2 protein-coding genes are annotated in these 3,751 nt (G+C 63.7%); both read right to left on the reverse strand.

The window, feature by feature from the left end; genetic code table 11:
• A partial coding sequence (locus BKM74_RS18290) for a DUF4347 domain-containing protein (protein WP_086467124.1) occupies nucleotides 1-3,332 on the reverse strand: 3,332 nt, incomplete at its 3' end.
• A gap of 206 nt (nucleotides 3,333-3,538) precedes the next feature.
• Nucleotides 3,539-3,751: helix-turn-helix domain-containing protein (locus BKM74_RS18295; protein WP_140056130.1), on the reverse strand; the 213-nt coding region annotated here is incomplete at its 5' end.

The raw sequence follows: 3,751 nt of genomic DNA on the forward strand, positions 1-3,751 counted from the left end.
ATCGTCTCCGCCTGGGTATTCTCGCCGGAACCGGGCGTCGTCGGTGTCGTCGGCGTCACCACGACAGGCGGCGTGGTCGGTGTGGTCGGCGTACTGGGCGGTGTGACCGGCGCGACCAGCGTGATGTAGCTGTGACCGAATTCACGCACGACGCTGAAGGTGCCGCTGGCGGCGGTGATGCCGGTCAGGGTCAGGGTCTGGCCGAGACCCAGATCGATGGTGCCGCTGGCTGCCTTACCGTCCAGCGCTGTCAGATCGGAGACCGTCACCGTGATCTTGTCGCCAACCGCGAAGTCGGTGATGGTGTCGCCGCCCAGCCGGTTTACCGAGCCAATGAAGCTGTCCTTGCCGGCACCGCCGGTCAGCGTATCGGCGCCCTCGCCGACGCGTATGGTGTCGTCACCGCTGCCGCCAGTGATCGAGAATTTGCCGTCGGCTTCCGCAAAGCCGTTCCAGTCAATCGTGCCGGTCGCCTTGGAGCCATCGACGGTCAGGGTCTGGCCGGCCGCCACCGTCGCGTCATCGGTAACAATTTTGACGGTGCCGGACGTATGGCTGATCGTCACCGTTTCGACATTGGTCAGCGTCGTGGCGCCCAAGGTGACGTTCTGTTCCGCCGTGATGACCAGCGTGTCGTTGCCGCCCTCGCCGTTGATGACATCCCCCGCATTCAGCGAATTGGCGATGCTGGCATTGATCGTGTCATTGAGGTCACGCAGCACCGGCGTGTCATTGCCGGTGGTCAGGGTGGCCGTGACCGGCCCCGGCGCGACCAGGGTGAGGGTGGTATCGGTGCCATCATAGACGGCCTTGAAGGTACCGCTGGCTGCGCTGAGGCCGGTGAAGGTCAGCTCCTGACCGCCGCCCATATCGATCTTGTTGCTGGCCGTCTGACCGTCCAGGCTCGACAGGTTATAGTTCTGAATGACGACGCTGTCGCCGACCGCGAAGTCGGTGATGATGTCGTCTATCAAGTCGCTTGTGCTGCCCTGAAACACGTCATTGCCGGCCCCGCCGGTCAGTGTATCCGCGCCAGCGCCGCCGCGCAGCGTGTCGTTGCCAGCACCACCGATCAGCGTATCGCTGCCCGCACCGCCGGTCAGCGTATCGTCACCTTCACCGCCGGTGACCGAGAATGTGCCGTTGGTTTCGGCCACGCTGTTCCAGTTAATGGTTCCCGTGGCGGCGGAGCCGTCAACAGTCAGGGTCTGGCCGGCCGCCACCGTCGCATCATCGGTGGTGATGTCGACGGTGCCGGTTGTGTGGCCGATCTTCACAGTCTCGACATTGGTCAGCGTCGTGGCGTTGAAGATGACACTCTGCGCCGCCGTGATGTTCAGTGTGTCACTGCCGCCCTCGCCGTCGATCACGTCGCCCGGATTCAGCGAATTGGCGATATCGGCATTGATCGTGTCGTTACCATCGCCCAGCGCCGGGGTGTTATTCAAGATGGTCAGGCTAGCCGTGACCGGCGACACCAGGGTGATGGTCGACGAGCCGGATGCGTAAACGACCTTGAAGGTACCACTGGCGGCGGTGATCCCAGTGAGCGTCAGGCTCTGTCCGCCGCCCAGATCGATGGTGCCGCTGGCCGCCTGGCCGTTCAGCGCAGACAGATCAACGCTCTGAACATAGATGCGGTCACCGGCCGCGAAGTCGGTGATGGTGTCGCCGGCCAAATTGGCTGCCTCACCGTAGAACAAATCATTGCCGGCGCCGCCGGTCAGCGTATCAGCCCCGAGGCCACCGTCCAGCGTGTCGTCAGCGCTGCCGCCGGTCAGGTCGAACTTGCCGTCGGTTTCCTTCCGGCCGTGCCACATGATCCACCCGGTGGCGGCGGAGCCATCGACGGTCAGGGTTTGCCCAGCCGCCACCGTCGCGTCATCAGTGTCGATACTGACCGAGGAGCCGGTGGTGTGGCTGATCTTCACCGTCTCGACATTGGTCATCGTCGTGGGGTTGAAGGTGAGTAACTGCGCCGCTGTGATGTTCAGCGTGTCGCTGCCGCCCTTGCCGTCGATCACATCGTTTAAGTTCAGCGAATTGGCGATATCGGCATTGATCGTGTCGTTGCCACCGCCCAGCACCGGCGTGTCATCGCCGGTGGTCAGGTCGCGGGAGATTGGTGCCGGCGGTGCAACCAGGGTAATGGTCGAATCGCCACCCGAGACGACAACCTTGAAGGTGCCGCTGGCGGCGGTGATGCCGGTCAGGCTCAGGCTGTTGCCGCCGCCCATATCGATGATGCCGCTGGCCGCCTGACCGTCCAGGGCGGACAGGTCCAGGCCGTAGATATAGAGCGTGTCGGCGGACGAGAAGTCGGTGACGGTATCGCCGTTCAGCTCGGCCACCGTGCCGTAGAACCAGTCGCCGCCGCCATTGCCGGTCATGATGTCCGCGCCAGCGCCACTCGAAAACTGATCCTCGCCGGCGCCGCCGATCAGCGTGTCGACGGCGCTGCCGCCGGTAAAGACGAAGCTGCCGTCGCCTTCCGCAGCGCCGTTCCACTTGATTGCCCCTGAGGCGGCGGAGCCCTCGACGTTAAGGGACTGACCGGAAGCGACCGTCCCATCATGGCTGGTGATGTTCACGGTGCCGGTCGTGTGGCTGATTTTTACAACCTCGACATTGGTCAGCGTCGTGGCGTTGAAGGTGACTTCCTGCACCGCCGAGATTGCCAGCGAGTCGCTGCCAAGTTTGCCGTTGATCACATCGCCCGCATTCAGCGAATTGGCCAAATCGACCGTGATCATATCGTCGTTATCGCTCAGGTCGGGCTGGTTATCGTTCTCATCCAGCTGGAACTCGGGCCCTCCCAGCAGGCCGGCGAAGGCTGCTTGTGCTGCCGGACTGAAAGCCGGGATGGCCGGCATTCCGTCCGGCGTGCGGAACGACCAGGCGCCGCCGCGCGCAGCGTTGCCGACAGGGGCCTCCGAGGCGGCGACCGGCGCACCCAGCACGTCCTGAAGATCGGCCACGAAATCCCGGCCGGTCTCACCCGAGGCGACCGAACAGCCATAGAGCAGAACTTCCGCATCCGGCGTCAGGCAGGCGGCGATGCGGCGCAGCGCATCGGCTGCATCCGCCAGCGCCGCGGCATCCACGACAGCGCCCGCCATATGCAGCGCGCCGGGTTCGCCATGGGACAGGATGTGCAGGTCGGTCAGAGGGCCATGCTGCTCCGCAAGATCCGCGATCTGCGCCAGCGGCGCCGCTTCGGGCGCCAGGTGGGCAATAGCGAAATCCGCCCGGCGGCCGTCGATCAGTGCCTTCGAACCGGAAAGCGCGCTATCGACGACGAGCAGCTTGATGCTGGCAGTGGCATTGAACATATGACGAGACCCCTTACCCCAAAATGCATATCTGGAGGTCCCTTCGGAGAGCCGGGGCGTAGCCAACAACTGGCGGCGTTCTGCCGGACAGCCGGGCACGCGCGCGACTGCAGCGCGGAACCATTTCTGTCCTCATTTCTGGGGGAGGATTTCAAGGACGGTCAGTCTCAACCGTCTCAATTCTCTCAAGGAGTCGAGAAAATCCGTCAGGAATCGATGAATACGACGCCCTTGCCGAAGATCGCCCGGATCGGCAGCCGGAAATGCTGGTCGCGCGCTTTCTTGCGCAGCCGGCTGAGGATGACATCGACCCGGTGGGTTTCCGGATGCTCGTCATATTCGAACAGCTGGTCGTGCAGGATCTCCTTCGCATAGACCTGGCTGGGGTTGCGGTAGAGGATCTGCAGCAGGGAAAATTC

The sequence above is a fragment of the Oceanibaculum nanhaiense genome (assembly GCF_002148795.1).
GTDB lineage: Bacteria > Pseudomonadota > Alphaproteobacteria > Oceanibaculales > Oceanibaculaceae > Oceanibaculum > Oceanibaculum nanhaiense.